Origin of the sequence: Pseudomonas inefficax (assembly GCF_900277125.1) — a bacterium.
GTDB classification, from domain to species: domain Bacteria; phylum Pseudomonadota; class Gammaproteobacteria; order Pseudomonadales; family Pseudomonadaceae; genus Aquipseudomonas; species Aquipseudomonas inefficax.
On the sequence record NZ_OPYN01000034.1, the window covers coordinates 1 to 2,534 of the forward strand.

The 2,534-nt window shown below is 57.3% G+C and carries 2 protein-coding genes; both read right to left on the reverse strand.

Annotated features, from left to right (window positions below; genetic code table 11):
- Positions 1–111: hypothetical protein (locus JV551A3_RS31310; RefSeq protein ID WP_413038290.1), on the reverse strand; the 111-nt coding region annotated here is incomplete at its 3' end.
- Positions 92–2,534: LPS-assembly protein LptD (locus JV551A3_RS03410; RefSeq protein ID WP_133978340.1), on the reverse strand; the 2,443-nt coding region annotated here is incomplete at its 5' end. The genes JV551A3_RS03410 and JV551A3_RS31310, both read right to left, overlap by 20 nt.

Consider the following 2,534-nt stretch of genomic DNA (forward strand, 5'->3'; position numbering starts at 1 on the left):
GACGATGGCCACCACGCGATCAAGAGGTTGCACCGCGGCATGCACCGCGCCACTCAGCAATGCAACGCCCAGCAACGCCGGGCGCAGTCGATCAATAAGCTTGGTCTTCACGTTCACGATAACCTTGAATGCCTTGGTCGAGGAAAGATTCGACCTTGTTGCCGACTACACCACCGAGGCCTTTCAGGACGATCTGAAGGAAGATGCCGTGGTCGCCTTTTTCGTTTGCCGGAAGGGCTTGGCTGAAGTCGTCGTAATCGATCCAGTAGCGGTTGATCAGGCGCAGCTTCCAGCAGCAGTTGTCGTACTCGAAACCGCCCATGGCTTCCAGGGTGCGGTTGCGGTTGTAGTCATGCTGCCAGCGAGCGATCACGCTCCACTGCGGAACGATCGGCCAGATGACCGAGAAGTCATGCTGCTGGATCTTGTAGTAGTCCTTGATGTAGTTCTCGCTGCCTGGGACGCCGTAGTCGCCACCGCCCACTTTCCAGGTACCGGTCGTGGAGTCGTAGGAGATGGTGTCGTTACGGTAGCGATAACCGAGGTTGACCACTTTGTTCGGGTTGTCTTCAGGCTGGTAGTGGAACATCGCGCTACCCGAGCGGGTGCTGCGGCTGTCCGGGTCCCAGTTGAAGTCCGAATTGAAGCGCCAGTCGCGGTTGAAGAAGTAGTTGTAAAGCAATGCGTATGGCGATACGTCGGACTGCGAGTCTTTGCGGGTTTTGTAGTTGATGCCTGGCAGCTGGACCTTGCGATCCTTGAAGTAGTACGCCTGACCGATGCTGAAATTCTGGCGTTCGAATCCGTTTTCTTCGATCCAGCGGGTAGTTACACCCAAGGACAGTTTGTTTTCATCGCCGATTCGGTCGGTGCCACTGAAGCGGTTGTCGCGGAACAGCGAATCATAGCTGAACAGGGTTTCGCCCGAGTCGAACAGTGGAATGTCCCTCTGGTCCTTGTAGGGGACGTAAAGATAGAACATGCGCGGTTCGAGAGTTTGCTTGTAGTTGGTACCGAACAATGACGTATTTCGGTCGAAGTACAGTCCGCTGTCCACGCTGAAAATTGGTACATCACGGTTCACCGTACTGCTGTAAGTGCCGTATGCCACCGGGTCCAGATTCTTAAGGTTGATCGCACCGGCTTTGCCTTTGCTGTCCAGATCAAGATCGTAGTGTGTGTAGGCGTATTTCAGCTTTGGTGTCAGATAGCCATAACTGGCTTCCATTGGCAGGCTGATCGATGGGGCAATGTTCAGTCGTGTGCCGTTAGCGCGAGCGATACCAGAGATGTTCTCATCAAGTCGCTTGCCACCAAGTACTTCTTTGGTGACTGGGTCTATCACGACGCCTGCGGTTCTGTCTGGCAGGCCGTCTTCGTTGAAGACCAGGTCGTTTTTCAAATCACGATCAAAGCGAACGGCTTCAGTTTCATAGCTAAGGTTCAGCCCACCCGGCTCAAACGGCAGCTTACCGTTGAAGGTAATCTGCGGCAGGCGGTCGTACGGCGTGATCTGGGAGATGGTCGCCATCTCATAGGCATGCACATTCAACCGCGCGGTGTAGCTGTCGCCACGGTAGGTCAGTGCACCCTGCTGGTTCAGCAGGTCCTGGGTTTCAATACCGATCTGGTCGGATTCCAGGTCCTGGAAGTAGAACGGATCGCTGATGTCGGTGTAGTCCACTTCAGCCATCAGGCGCTCGTCCAGCCCGCCCTTGTGCTGCCAGTTGACCATCCAGCGCTGCTCTTTGTAGTCAGTCTGCTCTTTGCGGTCGTCGTTCTTGTCGTTGAGGTACGCGCCACCGAACTGCCCTTCGCTCGAAGGCGTCAGGTAGCGGAACTCGCCTTCCATCAACAGGCCGCGCTTGGTCATGTAGCGCGGGTACAACGTGGCGTCGTAGTTCGGCGCCAGGTTGAAGTAGTACGGCGTGACCAGCATGAAGCCGGTGTCGCTGGTGCTGCTGAACGATGGCGGCAGGAAACCGGACTGGCGACGGTCATCGATCGGGAAGTAGATGTACGGTGTGTAGAACACCGGGAAATCCTTGACCCGCAGCGTGACGTTGGTCGCGGTACCGAAACCGGTGGCCGGGTTCAGTGTGATGTTGTTGCCCTTCAGCTGCCAGGCGTTGCTGCCTGGTTCGCAGGTGGTGTACGTACCGTCCTTGAGGCGGATGATGGCGTTTTCGCCACGCTTGGCGTACAGGGCACTGCCGCGGATGTGCGACTTGTGCATCACGTATTCGGCGTTGTCGACCTGGGCTTCACCCGTGTCGAGCTGGATCTGTGCCTCGTCACCGACCACCAGCGAACCGTTGTCACGGATCTTGACGTTGCCCTTGAGCTCGCCACGGTTTTCGGTCTGGTAGAGGTTGGCCTCGTCGGCCTCGGCCTGCATGCTGCCCTGGCGAATCACCACGTCACGGGCGAGGGTAGCGATCTGCTGCTCGTGGTGGTACTTGGGTACCTTGGCGTTGATGTAGGTCGCCGGCTCGTCCTTCGGCGTGGTGTCGGCCATGCCCGGGCGGGTTGGC